Genomic DNA, 16918 nt, shown 5'->3' with positions numbered 1-16918 from the left:
TATTAGCGGAGCTTATGAAAGTAAAGCCCGGTGGCGCTAGCGCTTACCGGGCCTACGGGAGACGTTATTCTGCTTCTTTGACTTTTTTGACGTTCACGTCCATCTGCGGGTACGGGAAGCTGATGCCGTTGGCGTCGAAGTCGCGCTTAATGCGTTCCAGCACGTCCCAGTACACGTTTTGCAGATCGCTGCTTTTGCTCCAGATACGCACCACAAAGTTAATGGAGGAAGCGCCGAGTTCATTCAGGCGAACCGTCTGTTCTTTGTCTTTCAGAATGCGATCGTCAGAAGCAATGATGTTGGTAATCAGCGACTTCACCTGATCGATGTCGGAGTCGTATGCCACGCTGATAATCAGTTCGTTACGACGCACCGGCTCACGGGAGAAGTTGATGATGTTGCCCGCGATAATTTTCCCGTTCGGCACGACCACGATGCGGCCATCGACGGTGCGCATGGTCGTTGAGAAAATTTGTACCTGCAGCACGGTTCCGGCAATGCCGCCAAGGTCAACGTACTCGCCGGAGCGGAACGGACGGAAGGTCACCAGCAGAACGCCTGCCGCCAGGTTTGAAAGCGAGCCCTGCAGCGCCAGACCAATAGCCAGACCGGCGGCACCGAGAACGGCGATGACGGAGGCGGTTTGCACTCCAACACGGCCCAGCGCCGCAATCAGCGTAAAGGCGATAATGCCGTAACGCACCAGTGCGGAGAGGAAGTCAGCCACCGTGGCGTCAATGTGACGGGCCAGCATCACGCGGTTAACCGTATTCGAGACAATACGCGCCACGATCATCCCGACGATGATGATGGCAATCGCCGCGACGATGTTCACGGCATAGCTCAGCAGCAGGGCCTGGTTGCGCACCAGCCAGTTACCGGCGTTATTGATGCTGTCTACAACATCGAGTTGTTCCATTTATTCTTCCTTTTGTTAAACCAAAACACAAAATCCATCCCCCATGGAGACAGGCAGGTCTGTAAAGGGTAAACAAAAAGCACTGGTTTTGCCAAACAGATCACAAAAGCAGGTCTGGCAGGGTATTGAAAAAGCATAAAAAAAGGCCCGCATTTGCGGGCCTTCTGATGCTGTTAGCAGCTCAAATTACAGAACGTCGATCGCGTTCAGTTCTTTGAAAGCCTGCTCCAGACGGGTCACCATGGACGTCTGCGCTGCGCGCAGCCATACGCGTGGATCGTAGTATTTCTTGTTCGGCTGGTCTTCGCCTTTCGGGTTGCCCAGCTGGCCCTGCAGGTAAGCTTCGTTCGCTTTGTAGTACTGCAGGATACCGTCCCAGGTTGCCCACTGGGTGTCGGTATCGATGTTCATTTTCACAACGCCGTAGCTTACGGAGTCTTTGATTTCCTGAGCAGAAGAACCGGAACCGCCGTGGAAGACGAAGTTCAGGCTGTTGTGCGGCAGGTTGTGTTTCTTGGAAACGTATTCCTGAGAATCACGCAGGATGGTTGGGGTCAGAACCACGTTGCCTGGTTTGTAAACGCCGTGTACGTTACCGAAGGACGCTGCGATGGTGAAGCGTGGGCTGATTTTGCTCAGCTCGGTGTAAGCGTAATCAACGTCTTCTGGCTGGGTGTACAGTGCAGAAGCGTCCATGTGGCTGTTGTCCACGCCGTCTTCTTCACCGCCGGTGCAACCCAGTTCGATTTCCAGGGTCATGTCCATTTTGGCCATGCGCGCCAGGTACTTAGAGCAGATTTCGATGTTTTCGTGCAGTGACTCTTCAGACAGGTCGATCATGTGAGAAGAGAACAGTGGCTTACCGGTTGCCGCGAAGTGTTTTTCACCCGCGTCCAGCAGACCGTCGATCCACGGCAGCAGTTTCTTCGCGCAGTGGTCAGTGTGCAGGATAACTGGAACACCGTAGTGCTCAGCCATCTGGTGAACGTGGTGCGCACCAGAGATAGCGCCCAGGATTGCAGCACCCTGAGGAATGTCAGTTTTCACGCCTTTACCTGCGATGAACGCAGCGCCGCCGTTAGAGAACTGAACGATAACCGGTGCTTTAACTTTTGCAGCGGTTTCCAGTACGGCGTTGATGGAGTCGGTACCCACGCAGTTAACTGCTGGCAGAGCGAAGTTGTTTTCTTTAGCTACCTGGAACACTTTCTGTACGTCATCACCAGTGATAACGCCAGGTTTTACGAAATCAAAAATTTTAGACATGTTGCTTAGTCCTGTATCTTCGGCCGTTAGAAAAGGTGCGAGCTCTTAAAAGCGCGCTGAAAATTGGGCAGGTTTCCCTGCCCTTGAATGGCTTACTTCTTAGCGCGCTCTTCGAGCATTGCTACTGCTGGCAGTACTTTGCCTTCCACGAATTCGAGGAATGCGCCGCCACCAGTGGAGATGTAGGAGATCTTGTCAGCGATACCGAACAGGTCGATTGCTGCCAGGGTGTCACCACCGCCTGCGATAGAGAACGCTTCGCTGTCTGCGATAGCGTTAGCAACGATTTCAGTCCCTTTGCGGAAGTTCGGGAATTCGAACACGCCAACCGGACCGTTCCACAGGATAGTTTTTGCGTTTTTGAGGATTTCAGCCAGTTTCTGTGCAGAAACGTCGCCCAGATCCAGAATCTGCTCTTCGTCTTTGATGTCGTTTACAGACTTCAGAGTCGCGGTTGCGGTTTCGGAGAACTCGGTCGCGACGCGAACGTCAGTTGGAACCGGGATATCACAGGTACCCAGCAGGCGTTTGGCTTCGTCAACCAGGTCTGCTTCGTACAGGGATTTACCCACGTTGTGGCCCTGAGCGGCAACGAAGGTGTTCGCGATACCACCGCCAACGATCAGCTGGTCAGCGATTTTAGACAGGGAATCCAGAACGGTCAGTTTGGTAGAAACTTTAGAACCACCAACGATAGCCACCATTGGACGAGCAGGTTCTTTCAGTGCTTTACCCAGCGCTTCCAGTTCGTCAGCCAGCAGAGGACCGGCACACGCAACGTCTGCGAATTTACCGATACCGTGGGTAGACGCCTGAGCACGGTGCGCCGTACCGAAGGCATCCATCACGAACACGTCGCACAGTGCAGCGTATTTTTTGGAAAGGGTTTCGTCGTCTTTCTTCTCGCCTTTGTTGAAGCGAACGTTTTCCAGAACAACCAGTTCACCGGCTGCTACGTCAACGCCATCCAGGTAATCTTTCACCAGGCGAACCGGGTTGGACAGTTTGTCTTTCAGGTAATTAACCACTGGCAGCAGAGAGAACTCTTCGTTGTACTCGCCTTCAGTTGGACGACCCAGGTGGGAGGTGACCATCACTTTCGCGCCCTGCTTCAGAGCCAGCTCGATGGTTGGCAGAGATGCACGGATACGCGCGTCGCTGGTCACTTTGCCATCTTTAACCGGTACGTTCAGATCGGCACGGATGAAAACGCGTTTACCAGCCAGATCCAGATCGGTCATCTTAATTACAGACATGGTGAATCCTCTCGTTGATTCTTAAAGTTTTGCAGACGCACGATGCGTCTTACCTGAAACCTTGAGCAGCCATTGCTAACGTGGTGTCGAGCATTCGGTTAGCAAAGCCCCATTCGTTATCACACCAGACCAGCGTCTTGATAAGGTGTGCGCCACTGACCCTCGTTTGCGTGCCATCGACGATGGCGCTGTGCGGGTCGTGGTTAAAATCTACTGAGACCAACGGTAATTCCGTATAGTCAACTATACCATGAAATGCCCCCTGTGCCGCTTTTTGCAGCAACAGGTTGACTTCACAGGCTTTTACCGGTTTTTTCACCGTTACGCTAAGGTCGATTGCGGTGACGTTGATCGTTGGGACGCGCACGGCAATCGCTTCAAAACGGTCATTGAACTGCGGAAAAATTCGGGTGATCCCTGCCGCCAGTTTCGTATCCACCGGAATGATTGACTGGCTCGCTGCACGCGTGCGCCGTAAATCCGGGTGGTAAGCGTCAATGACCTGCTGATCGTGCATGGCGGAGTGAATCGTGGTCACGGTGCCGGACTCAATGCCATACGCATCGTCTAACAGTTTGATGACCGGAATAATGCAGTTGGTGGTACAGGAGGCGTTGGAAACAATGCGGTGTTCGGCCCGCAGCTCATGCTGGTTGACGCCAAACACGACGGTCGCGTCGAGGTCGTTACTGCCGGGATGAGAAAACAGAACTTTTTTCGCGCCGGCTGTCAGATGCGCTTCGCCATGTTCGCGATTGCCATACACTCCGGTACAGTCAAGTACGACATCCACACCCAGTTCACGCCAGGGTAGCCCGGAGATGCTGTTCTCATGCAGCACACGAATAGCGTCATCACCCACAAAAAGCTGATCTCTTTCCTGACGCACATCCCAGGCAAAGCGTCCGTGGCTGGTGTCATACTTCAATAAATGCGCCATGCCCGCAGCATCCGCCAGTTCATTGATTGCCACCACGGTTATTTCCGCCCGACGTCCGGATTCATACAAAGCACGAACCACATTACGCCCGATGCGACCGAAGCCGTTAATCGCTACGCGTACGGTCATAGATCTCCTGCAAAGCAATCCCAGAGTGTGAGGTGGCTGAAAGAGTAATCCAGCTACGCCCGAAGGGGAATCCTTGCTGTCACAAACTGCGATTGATTGGTCAATTGTCGAACATTTAATCGACTGAAACGCTTCAGCAAGAATAAGCGAATCGGGGAATAAAAGGAATGTCTGTCCAGATGAATAAGCGAGCTATATGACTTGCGTCACATTTTCGGTGGAATAATGACGCAAAAAAAGCCGGGTGGCGCGCTAGCGCTTACCCGGCCTACTTTCGAGCCATTTGTAGACCCGGTAAGCGTAGCGCCACCGGGCAAAACGGCGATTACAGCAGTTCTTTCGCTTTAGCGACAACGTTCTCAACGGTGAAGCCGAACTCTTCGAACAGTTGCTCTGCCGGCGCAGACTCACCGAAGGTGGTCATGCCGACGATAGCGCCGTTCAGGCCCACGTATTTGAACCAGTAGTCAGCGATACCCGCTTCCACTGCCACGCGAGCGGAAACCGCTTTAGGCAGTACGGATTCACGGTAAGCGGCATCCTGCTTGTCGAACGCGTCGGTAGACGGCATGGAGACCACGCGCGCCTTCACGCCTTCGGCAGTCAGTTTTTCCCATGCGGCAACAGCCAGCTCAACTTCAGAACCGGTAGCGATGAAGATCAGCTCTGGCTGGCCCGCGCAATCTTTCAGCACGTAACCACCGCGAGCGATGTTCGCCAGCTGCTCTGGCGTACGCTCCTGCTGTGCCAGGTTCTGACGGGAGAGGATCAGCGCGGTAGGACCGTCCTGACGCTCAACGCCGTATTTCCACGCTACCGCGGATTCAACCTGGTCACACGGACGCCATGTGCTCATGTTCGGGGTCACGCGCAGGGAAGCCACCTGCTCTACCGGCTGGTGAGTTGGACCGTCTTCGCCCAGACCGATGGAGTCGTGGGTGTAAACCATCACCTGACGCTGTTTCATCAGCGCCGCCATACGCACGGCGTTACGCGCATATTCAACGAACATCAGGAAGGTAGAGGTGTACGGCAGGAAACCACCGTGCAGGGAGATACCGTTGGCAATCGCAGTCATACCGAATTCACGTACACCGTAATGGATGTAGTTACCGGCAGTGTCTTCGTTGATTGGCTTAGAACCGGACCACAGGGTCAGGTTAGATGGCGCCAGGTCAGCGGAGCCGCCGAGGAACTCAGGCAGCAGAGGACCAAACGCTTCAATGGCATTCTGAGACGCTTTACGGCTCGCAATTTTAGACGGGTTCGCCTGCAGCTTAGCGATGAACTCGTTCGCTTTCGCGTCGAAGTCAGACGGCATGTCACCTTTCATACGACGGGTGAATTCAGCCGCTTCCTGTGGGAAGGCTTTCGCGTAAGCCGCAAACTTCTCGTTCCACGCCGCTTCTTTCGCCTGGCCTACTTCTTTTGCATCCCACTGAGCATAGATCTCAGATGGGATTTCGAATGCAGGGTATTTCCAGCCCAGCGCTTCGCGGGTCAGTGCAATTTCCGCGTCGCCCAGCGGCGCGCCGTGGGAGTCGTGCGTACCCGCTTTGTTCGGGGAACCGAAGCCGATGATGGTTTTGCACATCAGCAGGGACGGTTTGTCCGTCACAGCGCGCGCTTCTTCTACTGCACGTTTAATCGAGTCAGCATCGTGACCATCAACGCCACGCACAACGTGCCAGCCGTAAGCTTCGAAACGTTTAGCGGTGTCGTCAGTGAACCAGCCTTCAACGTGACCGTCGATGGAGATACCGTTGTCGTCATAGAACGCAACCAGTTTACCCAGCTTCAGGGTACCTGCCAGGGAGCACACTTCGTGAGAAATGCCTTCCATCATGCAGCCGTCGCCCATGAACGCGTAGGTGAAGTGGTCAACGATGTCGTGGCCAGGACGGTTGAACTGCGCCGCCAGGGTCTTCTCAGCGATCGCCATACCCACAGCGTTAGCAATACCCTGACCCAGCGGGCCGGTGGTGGTTTCTACGCCAGCGGTGTAGCCCACTTCCGGGTGACCTGGAGTTTTGGAGTGCAGCTGACGGAAGTTTTTCAGCTCTTCGATAGGCAGATCGTAGCCGGTGAGGTGCAGCAGGCTATAGATCAGCATAGAGCCGTGGCCGTTAGACAGTACGAAACGGTCGCGGTCAGCCCATGACGGGTTCTGCGGGTTGTGGTTCAGGAAATCGCGCCACAGGACTTCGGCGATATCAGCCATACCCATAGGGGCCCCTGGGTGGCCGGATTTGGCTTTCTGTACTGCGTCCATGCTCAGCGCACGAATAGCATTAGCAAGCTCTTTACGTGAGGACATTTTAACTCCAGATCGGACTGTTAAAGGCCATGCCCTTGACGACAGCGCGTTTTGGGCTACGCCGGAAAAAAGTGCCAACAATGTAACCCAAGCGGCATGCCATGTACATGGACCATTCTTTTGCAGCTTAAGAAATCTCTGGATCATGCTCGCATGTTGCGCAATCTGCTCGCCCGGCCCTGTAGATATTCCTTATACTTAGCCCGACACCGGCTTCGCTGACGGTGCACTTTTCGGATTTTATTCAGATTAACGAGTACGGAAGCAACCTCATGAAAATGCGTGCAATAGTGCTGGCCCTGGGTACAACGCTCCTGCTGAGCGGCTGTCAGAATATGGATTCTAACGGCCTGATGACCTCAGGCGCAGAGGCCTTTCAGGCCTATTCCCTGAGCGATGCGCAGGTAAAAGCGCTGAGCGACCAGGCCTGTAAAGATATGGACGGAAAAGCCACGCTTGCGCCGGCTAACAGTACCTACACGCAGCGTCTGAATAAGATTGCTTCCGCGCTGGGCGATAACATCAACGGCCAGCCGGTGAACTACAAGGTTTACATGGCGAAAGACGTCAACGCCTTCGCGATGGCGAACGGCTGTATCCGCGTTTACAGCGGCCTGATGGATATGATGACCGACAACGAAGTGGAAGCGGTCATCGGCCATGAAATGGGCCACGTTGCGCTGGGCCACGTGAAGAAAGGGATGCAGGTTGCCTTAGGCACCAATGCCATCCGCGCAGCGGCGGCCTCAGCAGGCGGTATCGTTGGCAGCCTGTCCCAGTCACAGCTTGGCGACGTGGGTGAAAAACTGGTGAACTCCCAGTTCTCCCAGCGTCAGGAGTCCGAAGCGGATGACTACTCCTACGATCTGTTGCGCAAACGCGGCATTAATCCATCCGGTTTAGCCACCAGCTTTGAAAAACTGGCCAAACTGGAAGCAGGACGTCAAAGCTCTATGTTTGACGATCACCCTGCCTCAGAAGAGCGCGCACAGCATATTCGCGACCGTATGGCCGCAGACGGAATTAAATAATTTCAGAAGGAGGCAGTTTTGCCTCCTTTTTATTTCGCATGAAATGTTAACTTAACAGCACGTATCGATAACACCTCTGAAAGCCCCGCCAAATCTGCCCTGTCACATTGAAACGTCTGGTCACATAATTATTGCAAAGGTCACTTTTTCCGGTAATTATCACCCCTGCAGTTATTCAATTAATATATCCAGACAGAGACGTTCCCTCCGTGAAAAAAGAATTATCATTAATTGCTTTAAGTTTATTTTCCGCATTACCTGCCGCTGCAAGCCAGCAATCCGGCAGCCAGGGTTTTATTGACGACAGCCATCTGGACCTGTTTTTACGCAATGCGTACATCAGCCGTGATTATCATCAGGGCCAGCAGGACAAAGCCGAATGGGGTCAGGGGATCATCGCCACGTTTGCATCCGGCTATACCGAAGGGCTGGTGGGCTTTGGTGTGGACGGTATTGCTCAATACGGCGTGCGCCTGGACGGCGGTCGCGGCAAGAGCGGCGCAGGCGGCATCGACTTCTTTAAGCAGGAAGACGACGGCCGGGCAAAATCCGATCTGGCAAAGTTTGGCGCAACCGCCAAAATGCGCATCTCGAATACCGTACTGAGCTACGGGAATCAGCGTCCTGAGCTGCCCATCGTCAATGCCGACAGCTCTCGCCTGCTCTTTGAAAGCTACACCGGCACCATGCTGACCTCAAAAGAGATCGACGGTCTGGAAATTAACGCCGGTTATTTCACCGACGAGCAGCGTAAAAGTGACGACCGCCACGACAGCGGGCTGAAGAGCCTCTCCTTCGGCGGCGCGAGCTATCAGTTCAACGATCAGTTCAGCGGCGCGTTTTACGCCTCTCACAATGAAGAGGTGATGAACAAGCAGTATCTGGGCCTGAACTTCAAACAGCCGTTCAGCACCGGGCAGCAGCTGGTGCTCGACTTCAACGGCTATAACTCCCGTCTCGACCAGAGTTACGCGGACAGCCTCGATACGGGCCGCAGCAACGCTATCTGGAGCCTGGCGGCGAGCTACATCTGGGATATTCACACGTTCAAAGTGGCGTACCAGCAGAGCAGCGGCAGCACCGGCTACAACTACGGCGGCTACCGCGATCAGGGCGGCGTGGGTGATGGCGGTAACACCATCTGGCTGGCAAACTCCTACTGGTCTGATTTTAACGGCGAAGATGAACGTTCCTGGCAGGCATCCTACGGTCTGGACTTTGGCGGCCTTGGCCTGCCGGGTCTGAGCTGGACCACCGCCTACGTGCGCGGGGACAACATCAAAACCGCGGAAACCAGCAACGGCAAAGAGCACGAGTGGTTTAACCAGATCCAGTACCAGGTGCAGGATGGCCCGGCGAAGGATCTGAAACTGAAACTGCGCTATTCCGTGTTGCGCGTCTCCAGCAACGCCAGCGACTATAACGTGGGCGGGGACGAGATCCGCGCTTACGTGGAATACCCGTTTAACGTGTTCTAAAGGCAATAAAAAACCTCTCCAGGGAGAGGTTTTTTTACGCCAGAAGAGGCTTATTCGCCTTTTTTGGCTGCCTGGATGTAGAGCATTTCCAGTGCCAGGGTCGCTGCGGCCAGCGCAGTGATCTCGGACTGGTCGTACGCAGGCGCCACTTCCACCACGTCCATCCCGACAATGTTGAGATCCTTCAGGCCGCGCACCAGCTTGATGGCGCGGTCTGAGGTCAGGCCGCCGATTACCGGGGTACCTGTACCCGGTGCAAATGCCGGATCCAGGCAGTCAATGTCGAAGGTCAGATACACAGGCATATCACCCACGATCTGCTTCACCTGCGCGAGGATGTCATCCACGCCGCGGTCGTTAACCTGACCTGCATCCAGCACGGTGAAGCCGTTATCTTTGTCGAACTCAGTGCGAATACCGATCTGCACGGAATGATTCGGGTCGATCAGACCTTCGTTCGGCGCGGTAAAGAACATGGTGCCGTGGTCAAACTCACAGCCGTTCGCGTAGGTGTCGGTATGCGCATCAAAGTGTACCAGCGCCATTTTACCGAAGTGCTTCGCGTGGGCACGCAGCAGCGGCAGGGTCACGAAGTGGTCGCCGCCGAAGGAGAGCATGCGCTTACCGGCAGCCAGCAACTTCTCGGCGTGGGCCTGCAGCTTTTCGCTCATCTCACGCGCATCACCAAAGGCATACACCAGGTCACCGCAGTCCACCACGTTCAGGCGCTCGCGCATGTCGAAGTTCCACGGGAAACGGTTGTGCTCCCAGGCCAGGTTAGTGGAAACCTGACGGATCGCCGCCGGGCCATGACGCCCACCCGCACGGCCTGACGTTGCCATGTCGAACGGCACGCCGGTGATCACCCAGTCCGCGTCACTGTCGTACGGCTGGAAGTTCATCGGAAGGCGTAAAAAACCAAACGCGTTAGATACCAGAGAGTTATCGTACTGATGACCTAAAGTGCTCATGTCCTGACCTCTTTTAAAGTCGATACATTAAAAACAGATGAAAAAAAATCCCCTCCGCGTCGTTAAACCCGACGAGGAAGGGATTGATTCGTAAATCGCTAATTGAGGCGAATTATCGCCGGTAATGCACACGGGTTCAAGAGAGTATAGCATTCTGCCGGATGGCGGCCTCGCCTTATCCGGCCTACATTCGTAGGCCCGGTAAGCGCAGCGCCACCGGGCATCAGCGACTATTCGTCTTCCAGGTACGTATAACCGTACAGACCCGCTTCAAACTCTTCCAGGAACTGCTGCTGCAGCGCATCGTCCAGCCCGGTGTTTTTCACCTGGTCGCGGAACTGCGTGAGCAGGGTTTTCGGATCCAGCTGAACGTATTCCAGCATGTCCGCCACGGTATCCCCTTCGTCAGACAGCTCAACTTCCACGCTGCCGTCAGGGAAGACAAACACGTCGACCGCCTCGGTATCGCCGAACAGGTTGTGCATGTTGCCGAGGATCTCCTGATACGCGCCGACCATAAAGAAGCCCAGCATTGGCGGGTTCTCCGGGTCGTATTCCGGCATTGGCATCGTCGTGGCGATACCGTCGCCGTCCACGTAGTGGTCGATGGCGCCGTCAGAGTCGCAGGTGATGTCCAGCAGCACCGCGCGACGTTCCGGGGCGTGATTCAATCCTTCCAGCGGCAGAACCGGGAACAGCTGATCGATACCCCAGGCATCCGGCATCGACTGGAACAGCGAGAAGTTGACGTAAATCTTATCCGCCATACGCTCCTGCAGCTCGTCGATTATCGGACGGTGGGCGCGGTTGCTCGGGTCGAGCTGCTTCTGCACTTCATGGCACATATTCAAATAGAGCTGCTCTGCCCACGCGCGCTCCTGCAGGCTGAAGGTGCCTGAAGAGTAGCCGACGTGAATGTCGTGCAGATCCATCTGGCTGTCGTGCAGCCATTCGCGCAGGGAACGACGCGTACCCGGCTCGTGCATCTCCTGCCAGGTTTCCCACATGCTTTGCAGGGAACGCGGGGCATCGTCTGCCGGCGGCGTCGCTTCGGTGGTTTCGCTGCGCTCAACGCCGATAATGTTAGAGACCAGCACCGTATGGTGCGCGGTCACCGCGCGACCGGATTCGGTAATCACCGTCGGGTGCGGCAGGCCGTTCTCTTCACAGGCGTCGCCGATCGCCCAGATGATGTTGTTCGCGTATTCGTTCAGGCCATAGTTCACGGAACAATCAGATTGTGAGCGGGTCCCTTCATAGTCCACGCCCAGGCCGCCGCCCACGTCGAAGCACTGAATATTCACGCCAAGCTTGTGCAGCTCAACGTAGAAACGCGCCGACTCTCGCACGCCGGTGGCGATATCACGAATGTTGGCCATCTGCGAGCCGAGGTGGAAGTGCAGCAGCTGAATGCTGTCCAGACGACCACGCTCGCGCAGAATTTCTACCAGCTGCAGCACCTGGTTGGCCGCCAGGCCGAACTTGGATTTTTCACCGCCGGAGGACTGCCATTTTCCGGAACCCTGCGACGCCAGACGCGCACGCACGCCAAGGCGCGGCACCACGTTCAGACGCTCGGCTTCTTCCAGCACGATGGCGATTTCAGTCATCTTCTCGATAACCAGATAGACCTTGTGGCCCATCTTCTCGCCAATCAGCGCCAGACGAATGTATTCACGGTCTTTATAGCCGTTACAGACGATCACTGAACGGGTCATCCCCGCATGCGCCAGCACGGCCATCAGTTCGGCTTTGGAACCCGCCTCCAGCCCCAGCGGCTCGCCGGAGTGGATCAGCGATTCAATCACGCGGCGGTGCTGGTTTACCTTGATCGGGTAAACCAGGAAGTAGTCGCCTTTATAGCCGTAGGATTCACGCGCGCGTTTGAACGCGGCGTTAATCGAACGCAGGCGATGTTGCAGGATCTGCGGGAAGCAGAACAGTGCAGGCAAACGCTGGCCCTGAGCCTCACGGGCTTTCACCAGTTTGGCGAGATCCACGCGCGCTTCAGGGACGTCCGGATCCGGGCAGACGCTGATGTGGCCCAGTTCGTTGACGTCGTAGTAGTTATTGCCCCACCAGGCAATATTGTAAGTGCGCAGCATCTTGCTGGCTTCCTCGGAGCTCATCGCAACCTCCTGCATAGAACGTAGTACACCCTGTTCGCCCGCTGACGAAGGCGAAAAAGAAGACATGTCGTCAGACATAGCGAACCTCAACTCTTTGTATTAAGTGTAAAACAGTTGACTACTATCGCAGCGTTATACGGCGATAACAACCCATAAACGGCTCCGTTTCCCAGCAGAGTATGCTGAAATCCAGACCGTGCGACCGGTTTCTTATTCATATCATTGTAAAACACGTATCCGAACTCTGTATGACAAGGTTCGGCGAAACCACGAGAAAACTCTTGTATTAACAAGAGCGCCCTTGTTCAGTTTTCACAAAGCGTGACCGGCCCTGGAATCCTGAGAAGCGCCGAGATGGGTATAACATCGGCAGGTTTGCAGACTAGAAATGCGGGTTGCGGGAATCAAATGCGCGCCAGAACGGCTACGCTGAATTAGCGGAAAACGATGGTTCATTATCTCGTATCACCTCCACGGCCGCCTCTGCTGAAACGGACCCCAAGCCAAAGCTAAAAGTTCACTGCTTTACCCGGCTGGAAGTGGCGACACGATGAGTTCATCGAGCGCTTATTTTATATGAGCCGCGCGCCGCGTTTTATACCGAGAAGGGGGCTAAAAAGCAAAACAAAAATGCGCGTGTTGCCAGCACCGTCAGGAATTTTTGCCAGCAGCAATTTCAACTGAGTGAGAGATGAGTCAAAAAAAACTGGAAATCGGGTGAAGAAGTGACCTAAAATAGCCATCCAGATGTTAATCCATCTATACTGATTAACACTCATACTGCCAGTGTCAAAAACCTGCAGGCCTTGGTAGAATTATCTCCTTTGGCTATTCCACACAGCAGCTTGAGCTAACCAAATTCCTCTTAGGTGAAATAAAACATGGCAAAACACCTGTTTACGTCCGAGTCCGTATCAGAAGGACATCCTGATAAAATTGCTGACCAAATCTCCGATGCGGTGCTGGATGCGATCCTCGCGCAGGATCCAAAAGCACGCGTCGCGTGTGAAACCTATGTCAAAACCGGCATGGTTCTGGTTGGCGGTGAGATCACCACCAGCGCATGGGTTGATATCGAAGAGATCACCCGTAACACGGTGCGTGAGATCGGTTATGTGCATTCTGATATGGGCTTTGATGCCAACTCCTGCGCGGTACTGAGCGCAATTGGCAAACAGTCTCCAGACATCAACCAGGGCGTTGACCGTGCCGATCCGCTGGAACAGGGCGCGGGCGACCAGGGCCTGATGTTCGGCTATGCAACCAACGAAACCGACGTGCTGATGCCAGCGCCGGTCACCTACGCACACCGTCTGGTGCAGCGTCAGGCTGAAGTGCGTAAAAACGGCACCCTGCCGTGGCTGCGCCCGGATGCGAAGAGCCAGGTCACCTTCCAGTACGACGACGGTAAAATTGTCGGTATTGACGCGGTGGTTCTGTCTACCCAGCATGCCGAAGAGATCGATCAGAAATCCCTGCAGGAAGCAGTGATGGAAGAGATCATCAAGCCGGTTCTGCCAACCGAATGGCTGAGCAGCGCCACCAAATTCTTTATCAACCCAACCGGACGCTTTGTTATCGGCGGCCCAATGGGTGACTGCGGCCTGACCGGTCGTAAAATCATCGTTGATACCTACGGCGGCATGGCGCGTCACGGTGGCGGTGCATTCTCCGGTAAAGATCCATCAAAAGTGGACCGTTCTGCAGCGTACGCGGCACGTTATGTGGCGAAAAACATCGTGGCTGCCGGCCTGGCTGACCGCTGTGAGATTCAGGTTTCCTACGCTATCGGCGTGGCTGAACCCACCTCCATCATGGTGGAAACCTTTGGTACCGAGAAAGTGCCTTCAGAACAGCTGACCCTGCTGGTGCGCGAGTTCTTCGACCTGCGCCCATACGGCCTGATTCAGATGCTGGATCTGCTGCACCCAATCTACAAAGAAACCGCTGCATACGGTCACTTTGGTCGTGAACATTTCCCATGGGAAAAAACCGACAAAGCCGCCCTGCTGCGTGAAGCTGCCGGTCTGAAGTAATCGACTGTCATCGCTTTTAAAAGGCCAGCCTTCGGGCTGGCCTTTTGCATTTGTGCGATCATCCTTGCCCGGCGGCGCTTCGCTTGCACGGGCCTACGGGTTTTGGGCATTTGTAGGCCGGGTAAGGCGCAGCCGCCACCCGGCTGAAAGGTGTACCCTTTGGAACCGATTACACCGCACCGGCAGCTCTCCGCTTTCAGAATATTCTCTTTGCATGATCGCCATTCTTCTGCTGTTACATTCCCTTTCAGTTAAGTCTGAAATATCTCCTTTCGCGATGCGCCTCACTTCATTTACCTCTATATTTTCAAAGCTTTAATTTTATTTACGGTTGCACACGAGTGTAACCGATTACACCAATGTGATTAATCTCACATATTTTTACGGGTCGCTCACCTACCCTTACCATCAATAAAACTGATAACCCAACTGGAGGGCATAATGCCTGACAATAAAAAACAGGGGCGTACGTCCAACAAGGCGATGACATTCTTCGTCTGTTTCCTCGCCGCCCTGGCAGGATTACTTTTTGGCCTGGATATCGGCGTGATTGCCGGTGCATTACCTTTCATCACTGACGAGTTCCAGATTAGCGCTCACACCCAGGAATGGGTGGTCAGCTCCATGATGTTCGGTGCGGCCGTTGGGGCCGTCGGCAGCGGCTGGCTCTCCTTCAAACTCGGACGTAAAAAGAGCCTGATGATTGGCGCGATCCTGTTCGTGGCCGGCTCACTTTTCTCTGCTGCTGCACCTAACGTTGAGGTTCTGCTGGTTTCCCGCGTGCTGCTCGGTCTGGCCGTGGGCGTGGCGTCCTATACCGCCCCACTGTATCTGTCGGAAATCGCGCCGGAGAAAATCCGCGGCAGTATGATTTCGATGTACCAGCTCATGATCACCATCGGTATCCTGGGCGCGTACCTTTCCGATACCGCGTTTAGCTACAGCGGCGCATGGCGGTGGATGCTCGGCGTGATCATCATCCCTGCGGTTCTGCTGCTGATTGGCGTCTTCTTCCTGCCGGACAGCCCGCGCTGGTTTGCTGCAAAACGTCGCTTCCACGATGCCGAACGCGTGCTGATGCGCCTGCGCGATACCAGCGCGGAAGCGAAAAACGAGCTGGAAGAGATCCGCGAAAGCCTGAAGGTCAAACAGTCCGGCTGGGCGCTGTTTAAAGAGAACAGCAACTTCCGCCGGGCGGTGTTCCTCGGCGTGCTGCTCCAGGTGATGCAGCAGTTCACCGGGATGAACGTCATCATGTACTACGCGCCCAAAATCTTTGAGCTGGCGGGTTACACCAACACCACCGAGCAGATGTGGGGGACCGTCATCGTGGGTCTGACCAACGTGCTGGCGACCTTTATCGCCATCGGTCTGGTGGACCGCTGGGGACGTAAGCCAACCCTGACGCTGGGCTTCCTGGTGATGGCGGCCGGTATGGGCGTCCTCGGTACCATGATGCATGTGGGCATTCACTCCCCAACCGCCCAGTACTTTGCGGTAGGCATGCTGCTGATGTTTATCGTCGGGTTTGCGATGAGCGCCGGGCCGCTGATCTGGGTGCTGTGCTCTGAGATCCAGCCGCTGAAAGGACGTGATTTTGGTATCACCTGCTCTACCGCAACCAACTGGATTGCCAACATGATCGTCGGCGCAACGTTCCTGACCATGCTCAATACCTTGGGCAATGCCAATACCTTCTGGGTCTACGCCGGTCTGAACATCTTCTTTATTGTGCTGACCATCTGGCTGGTTCCAGAAACCAAACACGTGTCTCTGGAACATATTGAACGTAACCTGATGAAAGGTCGCCCGCTGCGCGAAATCGGCGCTCACGACTGATCCTCTTGCGGGAGGCGCCTCTTGCGCCTCCCCGCTTCCCGCTTTATGCTCTGCCCCTATGAAAGCTCCCCGTCTCCCCATCGCCATTCAGCAAGCCGTTATGCGCAGCCTGCGGGAAAAACTCGCCCAGGCGAACCTGAAGCTTGGTCGCAATTACCCTGAACCCAAACTCGTCTACCAGCAGCGTGGCACCTCGGCCGGTACCGCCTGGCTGGAATCCTATGAGATCCGCCTGAACCCGGTTCTGATGATGGAAAACCAGCAGGCGTTTATTGATGAGGTGGTGCCGCACGAGCTGGCGCACCTGCTGGTGTGGAAACACTTCGGACGCGTCGCCCCCCACGGCAAGGAGTGGAAGTGGATGATGGAAGCGGTGCTCGGCGTTCCGGCGCGCAGAACCCATCAGTTCGAGCTGGAATCGGTGCGTCGCAATACCTTCCCCTACCGCTGCCTGTGTCAGCAACATCAGCTTACCGTCCGCCGCCATAATCGCGTGGTGCGCGGCGAGGCAACCTACCGCTGCGTGAAATGCGGCGAGCCGCTGGTGGCGGAATAATTATCTGAACGTTCAGGAACTTTCCTGATCTGACTGATTGCATACAGGAAC

The 16918-nt window shown here is 55.1% G+C and carries 14 protein-coding genes; 5 read left to right on the top strand and 9 right to left on the bottom strand.

All coding sequences use genetic code 11. From position 1 onward, the window contains the following. Positions 1–64 precede the first annotated feature (64 nt). From PI91_RS04075 to tkt, 5 genes are all read right to left on the bottom strand, one after another. Positions 65–919: a small-conductance mechanosensitive channel MscS gene (locus PI91_RS04075; protein ID WP_039265487.1), complete on the bottom strand. Its 855-nt coding sequence runs from the start codon at positions 917–919 to the stop codon at positions 65–67. 186 nt (positions 920–1105) lie between these two features. Then, positions 1106–2185, bottom strand: a complete 1080-nt coding sequence (gene fbaA, locus PI91_RS04070) for a class II fructose-bisphosphate aldolase (protein WP_008499731.1) — start codon at positions 2183–2185, stop codon at positions 1106–1108. A gap of 92 nt (positions 2186–2277) precedes the next feature. Next, positions 2278–3441, bottom strand: a complete 1164-nt coding sequence (gene pgk / locus PI91_RS04065) for a phosphoglycerate kinase (protein WP_008499732.1) — start codon at positions 3439–3441, stop codon at positions 2278–2280. Positions 3442–3490: 49 nt separating this feature from the next. Beyond that, the gene (epd, locus tag PI91_RS04060) at positions 3491–4510 is read right to left on the bottom strand and encodes an erythrose-4-phosphate dehydrogenase (RefSeq protein ID WP_039265486.1); all 1020 of its coding nucleotides are present in this window, start codon (positions 4508–4510) and stop codon (positions 3491–3493) included. Positions 4511–4835: 325 nt separating this feature from the next. Then, on the bottom strand, positions 4836–6827 hold the full coding sequence (tkt, locus tag PI91_RS04055) for a transketolase (RefSeq protein WP_039265485.1): 1992 nt from the start codon (positions 6825–6827) through the stop codon (positions 4836–4838). A 272-nt stretch (positions 6828–7099) separates the two neighbouring features. Between tkt and PI91_RS04050 the strand changes: the two genes are divergently transcribed. Both PI91_RS04050 and PI91_RS04045 read left to right on the top strand, forming a co-directional pair. Continuing rightward, the gene (locus PI91_RS04050; RefSeq protein ID WP_021242066.1) at positions 7100–7858 is read left to right on the top strand and encodes a M48 family metallopeptidase; all 759 of its coding nucleotides are present in this window, start codon (positions 7100–7102) and stop codon (positions 7856–7858) included. Between the two features lie 209 nt (positions 7859–8067). Continuing rightward, positions 8068–9336, top strand: coding sequence for an OprD family outer membrane porin (locus PI91_RS04045; RefSeq protein ID WP_039265484.1), 1269 nt, complete (start codon positions 8068–8070; stop codon positions 9334–9336). Between the two features lie 50 nt (positions 9337–9386). Here PI91_RS04045 and speB read toward each other — a convergent pair whose 3' ends face one another. The 4 genes from speB to PI91_RS24130 form a co-directional block, all read right to left on the bottom strand. Next, positions 9387–10307, bottom strand: coding sequence for an agmatinase (gene speB / locus PI91_RS04040; RefSeq protein WP_008499737.1), 921 nt, complete (start codon positions 10305–10307; stop codon positions 9387–9389). Between the two features lie 230 nt (positions 10308–10537). Beyond that, the gene (gene speA, locus PI91_RS04035; RefSeq protein ID WP_008499744.1) at positions 10538–12514 is read right to left on the bottom strand and encodes a biosynthetic arginine decarboxylase; all 1977 of its coding nucleotides are present in this window, start codon (positions 12512–12514) and stop codon (positions 10538–10540) included. Between the two features lie 8 nt (positions 12515–12522). Beyond that, positions 12523–12654, bottom strand: coding sequence for an acid stress response protein YqgB (gene yqgB / locus PI91_RS24465; RefSeq protein ID WP_127312443.1), 132 nt, complete (start codon positions 12652–12654; stop codon positions 12523–12525). A gap of 354 nt (positions 12655–13008) precedes the next feature. Continuing rightward, positions 13009–13179, bottom strand: coding sequence for a hypothetical protein (locus PI91_RS24130; RefSeq protein WP_045335271.1), 171 nt, complete (start codon positions 13177–13179; stop codon positions 13009–13011). Positions 13180–13317: 138 nt separating this feature from the next. On the opposite strand from PI91_RS24130, the gene metK reads away from it, so the two are divergent. The 3 genes from metK (at position 13318) to PI91_RS04020 (ending at position 16867) form a co-directional block, all read left to right on the top strand. Continuing rightward, on the top strand, positions 13318–14472 hold the full coding sequence (gene metK / locus PI91_RS04030; protein ID WP_032664347.1) for a methionine adenosyltransferase: 1155 nt from the start codon (positions 13318–13320) through the stop codon (positions 14470–14472). Positions 14473–14913: 441 nt separating this feature from the next. Next, entirely contained in the window at positions 14914–16311 is a 1398-nt protein-coding gene (galP, locus tag PI91_RS04025) for a galactose/proton symporter (protein WP_008499747.1), read from the top strand. A 58-nt stretch (positions 16312–16369) separates the two neighbouring features. Next, positions 16370–16867: a SprT family zinc-dependent metalloprotease gene (locus PI91_RS04020; protein WP_039265483.1), complete on the top strand. Its 498-nt coding sequence runs from the start codon at positions 16370–16372 to the stop codon at positions 16865–16867. Positions 16868–16918 lie beyond the last annotated feature (51 nt).

The organism is Enterobacter sp. FB (assembly GCF_000805795.1).
Taxonomy (GTDB): Bacteria; Pseudomonadota; Gammaproteobacteria; order Enterobacterales; family Enterobacteriaceae; genus Enterobacter; species Enterobacter roggenkampii.
This window is presented reverse-complemented; position numbering and strand designations above follow the sequence as displayed.

Bases quoted from the DNA above. Each gene is read 5' to 3' on its own strand.
- PI91_RS04075 (WP_039265487.1), bottom strand. From the start codon at position 919: ATGGAACAACTCGATGTTGTAGACAGCATCAATAACGCCGGTAACTGG.
- fbaA (WP_008499731.1), bottom strand. From the start codon at position 2,185: ATGTCTAAAATTTTTGATTTCGTAAAACCTGGCGTTATCACTGGTGAT.
- pgk (WP_008499732.1), bottom strand. From the start codon at position 3,441: ATGTCTGTAATTAAGATGACCGATCTGGATCTGGCTGGTAAACGCGTT.
- epd (WP_039265486.1), bottom strand. From the start codon at position 4,510: ATGACCGTACGCGTAGCGATTAACGGCTTCGGTCGCATCGGGCGTAAT.
- tkt (WP_039265485.1), bottom strand. From the start codon at position 6,827: ATGTCCTCACGTAAAGAGCTTGCTAATGCTATTCGTGCGCTGAGCATG.
- PI91_RS04050 (WP_021242066.1), top strand. From the start codon at position 7,100: ATGAAAATGCGTGCAATAGTGCTGGCCCTGGGTACAACGCTCCTGCTG.
- speB (WP_008499737.1), bottom strand. From the start codon at position 10,307: ATGAGCACTTTAGGTCATCAGTACGATAACTCTCTGGTATCTAACGCG.
- speA (WP_008499744.1), bottom strand. From the start codon at position 12,514: ATGTCTGACGACATGTCTTCTTTTTCGCCTTCGTCAGCGGGCGAACAG.
- yqgB (WP_127312443.1), bottom strand. From the start codon at position 12,654: ATGAATAAGAAACCGGTCGCACGGTCTGGATTTCAGCATACTCTGCTG.
- PI91_RS24130 (WP_045335271.1), bottom strand. From the start codon at position 13,179: ATGGCTATTTTAGGTCACTTCTTCACCCGATTTCCAGTTTTTTTTGAC.
- metK (WP_032664347.1), top strand. From the start codon at position 13,318: ATGGCAAAACACCTGTTTACGTCCGAGTCCGTATCAGAAGGACATCCT.
- galP (WP_008499747.1), top strand. From the start codon at position 14,914: ATGCCTGACAATAAAAAACAGGGGCGTACGTCCAACAAGGCGATGACA.
- PI91_RS04020 (WP_039265483.1), top strand. From the start codon at position 16,370: ATGAAAGCTCCCCGTCTCCCCATCGCCATTCAGCAAGCCGTTATGCGC.